The sequence below is a fragment of the Moritella sp. genome, from assembly GCF_033791185.1.
GTDB lineage: Bacteria > Pseudomonadota > Gammaproteobacteria > Enterobacterales > Moritellaceae > Moritella.
This window is the reverse complement of the sequence record NZ_JASJHF010000017.1, coordinates 1-3,732: the sequence shown is the minus strand read 5'-3', so window position 1 is coordinate 3,732 and position 3,732 is coordinate 1. Positions and strand designations below refer to the sequence as shown.

Below are 3,732 nucleotides of genomic sequence, written 5' to 3'. Positions count from 1 at the left end.
AGGGATCACAAATGCTTGACCCGCTGACACTTTAGTAATTTGGTCAGTTTTATTGTTTTTTATTTCAGCAAAGCCTTCAAGTACCACCATGAATTCTTCAAACTCATAAGGTCCGGCGGATTCTTGCATGCTGGTGGTATCCCAAACGCCAACATAAACACCAAGCTCCTCATCACTCACATAATCAAAACTATGTTGGGTGGGTAAAGCTGATGCAAAACTATCGGCATCGAGTTCATCAACATTATCTGCAAACCCCTCAGGGTTTACAGACAAGCGAATTATTGACTGAGTGGTCATATATTAAGCTCGATTAACTATAGGAAAGCAAACGATGCACCTTCACGCACACCACTCGATGGCCAGCGCTGGGTAATGGTTTTACGTTTTGTGTAAAAACGTACACCGTCTGGACCGTATGCATGTAAATCACCAAACAATGAACGCTTCCAACCACCAAAACTGTGATAAGCAACGGGTACTGGTAAAGGTACATTAATACCAACCATACCTACTTGAATGTGATCAGAGAAGTATCGAGCGGCTTCACCGTCTCGAGTAAAGATACATGTACCATTACCGTACTCATGATCGTCAATCAGTTTCATGGCTTCTTGCATTGTTTTAACACGAACAACTTGTAAGACAGGACCAAAAATTTCGGCTTTATAACTATCCATCTCAGGGGTTACACCATCAATTAAGGTAGCGCCAACGAAAAAGCCATTATCAAAACCTGCAACTTTAGGGTTACGACCATCGACAACAACAGTAGCGCCTTGTTGTTTAGCACTCTCAATAAAGCCATTTACTTTATCTTTATGTTGGCAAGTGATCACCGGACCAAAGTCATTGCTGGCATTGTCATGAGCGCCAACACTAAGGCCTTGCATTGCCGTTTGCATTTTTTCTACCAATGCATCACCGGCGTCATCGCCAACCGCTACAGCTACAGACAACGCCATACAGCGCTCACCAGAAGAACCAAATGCCGCGCCTAATAACTGGTTAACTGCGTTATCCATATCGGCATCAGGCATAACAATCGCGTGATTTTTCGCGCCACCTAATGCTTGGCATCGTTTGCCATTAGCACTGGCTGTAGCATATATGTATTCGGCTATTGGCGTTGAACCAACAAAGCTTACGGCTTTAACGCGATTGTCAGACAACAAGGTATCAACGGCTTCTTTATCACCATTAACAACGTTTAATACACCATCAGGAAGACCGGCTTCTTGCAATAATTTTGCAATATAAAGCGTTGAACTTGGCACGCGTTCTGAAGGTTTTAAGATAAACGTATTACCGCATACAATTGCTAGTGGAAACATCCACATTGGCACCATAGCAGGAAAGTTAAACGGCGTAATACCGGCAACAACACCTAGTGGCTGAAACTCACTCCAAGAATCAATACCAGGTCCTACGTTGCGGCTGTGCTCGCCTTTAAGTAATTGCGGCGCACCACAAGCAAATTCAACATTTTCGATACCACGTTGCAGTTCACCCGCTGCATCATGGCTTATTTTGCCGTGCTCTTGACCAATTAGCTTACAAATATGATCAGAATGTTGCTCTAATAAATCTTTAAAGCGAAACATAACACGAGCACGTTTGATTGGTGGGGTATTGCGCCACGCTGGAAATGCAGCTTCTGCACTAGCAATTGCTTGCTCTACAGTTTCTTTAGATGCTAATAATACTTCTCTATCTGACTCACCAGTGGCCGGATTGAATACTGCTTGCGTGCGAGAGCCTGATGTTACAGACTCGCCATTGATGAAGTGGCCAACAATTGACATAAAAATTCCTTAGTTATAAATAGTGTTTATTCAGTGTTAATACCATTTGGCAAAAATCACTGTCTTAAAAATTGAGTTTAAATGGCGTTAAATTTCGTTCAGTGACTCGCCTAATGCATTCATCAGACTGTCTATTTCATGTTCTTGGGTGGTAAAAGGTAATCCTAACTGGATAGTGTCGCCGCCATAGCGTACATAAAAACCTTTCTCCCAACATTTCATTGCAACTTGATACGGACGTAATGCCGGCTCGCCCGGTGCACTGGCAAGAGTTAATGCTCCCGCTAAACCGTAGTTGCGAATATCGTTGACATGATTACACCCTTTAAGGCCGTGTAACATTTGTTCAAACTTAGGCGAAATAGTATTTACCCGTTGAATGAGTTGTTCACTTTCGATTAAATCTAATGTCGCTAAACCTGCTGCACAAGCAATAGGGTGGGCAGAATAGGTATAACCGTGTGGTAGTTCCAGCATATAATCTGGGCCACCGGTATCCATAAAGGTGTCATAAATTTCAGTTTTTGACACTACTGCGCCCATTGGAATTGCACCATTGGTTATTTGCTTAGCTATGGTCATCATGTCTGGTACTGCGCCAAATGCTTCTGCGCCAGTTTTTGCGCCCATGCGGCCAAATGCAGTAATAACTTCATCAAAAATTAATAAAATATTGTGTTTGTCACATATGCTGCGCAATCTTTGTAAGTAACCAATCGGTGGTGGAATTACGCCCGCAGATCCGGCCATTGGCTCAACAATAACGGCAGCAATATTAGACGCGTCATGTAACGCGATCATATCTTCTAATTCGTCTGCTAAATTAGCACCTGCACTAGGCATGCCTTTGCTAAAGCTATTTTCAGGTAATATGGTATGGCGTAAATGCGCCGCATCAATACCCTGACCAAACATTGCTCGGTTCGGCCCAATGCCACCAACACTAATGCCACCCCAGTTAACACCGTGATAGCCTTTAGCTCGACCAATGAATCGCGTTTTAGAGGCCATACCCTTTTTACGCCAATAAGCACGGGCAATTTTTAATGCGGTTTCTACAGACTCAGAACCAGAACCAGTAAAAAATACTCTATTTAAACCTTCAGGCATAAACTCACTGATTCGATGCGCAAGCTCAAATGATTTTGGATGACCGTATTGAAACGCCGGGGAATAATCGAGCTGCTTGGCTTGCTTAGCGATAGCTTCGGTAATTTCATCACGACCATGACCTGCACCACAGGTCCAAAGACCTGACAATCCGTCAAATATTTTACGGCCATGAGCGTCGGTATAATAATTACCGTTCGCACTGACAATCATACGAGGGTCTTTTTTAAATTGACGGTTCGCAGTAAAAGGCATCCAATGTGCATCTAACTGTTCTTGGCTTAAGCCACAATAAGCTGGATCATTATTCATAAATCATCTCAATAGAAAGAGTCTGAACCTGCGCGTTATCAAACAGCACAAGTTTATTAAGTTGATTTCATTATCCATTAACTGTTAGATTATTAAATCTATATTTTTTTAACTTAAGTTAAGTAAATACTTAACTAATAGTTTTGCCACTTTTATTTGCAGAGTTTATATTTTGAGTACAGCTAAAAATCTATTACCAAGACAATTGGGTGACGCCCACATTCGTATTTTACGGATATTTAAAGTAGTGGTTGAATCAGGCGGGTTTGCATCTGCAGAAGTAGAGCTAAATATTAGTCGACCGGCGATCAGCCAAGCAATTAGTGAATTAGAAAGCTTATTAAAGATGCGCTTGTGTCATCGTGGTCGTTCGGGATTTTCAATCACCGAACAAGGCGAACAAGTATACCAATCAACGCTACAGTTACTCAGTAGTTTAGCCACGTTTAAAGCACAGGTTAACGCCATCAACACCGATTTAGTCGGTGAGCTTAATATCGGCATT

At 42.2% G+C, this 3,732-nt stretch carries 3 protein-coding genes and 1 pseudogene; 1 reads left to right on the top strand and 3 read right to left on the bottom strand.

Annotated features, from left to right (window positions below; translation table 11 throughout):
• The 3 genes and pseudogenes from QNK26_RS01160 to QNK26_RS01150 form a co-directional block, all read right to left on the bottom strand.
• Nucleotides 1–300: pseudogene (locus QNK26_RS01160) on the bottom strand (hypothetical protein); the annotation flags it as partial.
• 17 nt (nucleotides 301–317) lie between these two features.
• Entirely contained in the window at nucleotides 318–1,805 is a 1,488-nt protein-coding gene (locus QNK26_RS01155; protein ID WP_319220429.1) for a CoA-acylating methylmalonate-semialdehyde dehydrogenase, read from the bottom strand.
• An 87-nt stretch (nucleotides 1,806–1,892) separates the two neighbouring features.
• Nucleotides 1,893–3,227 (bottom strand): aspartate aminotransferase family protein, encoded by a 1,335-nt coding sequence (locus QNK26_RS01150; RefSeq protein ID WP_319220428.1) that lies wholly within the window; start codon nucleotides 3,225–3,227, stop codon nucleotides 1,893–1,895.
• Nucleotides 3,228–3,399: 172 nt separating this feature from the next.
• Here QNK26_RS01150 and QNK26_RS01145 point away from each other — a divergent pair.
• The coding region (locus QNK26_RS01145) for a LysR family transcriptional regulator (RefSeq protein ID WP_319220427.1) at nucleotides 3,400–3,732 on the top strand (333 nt) is incomplete at its 3' end.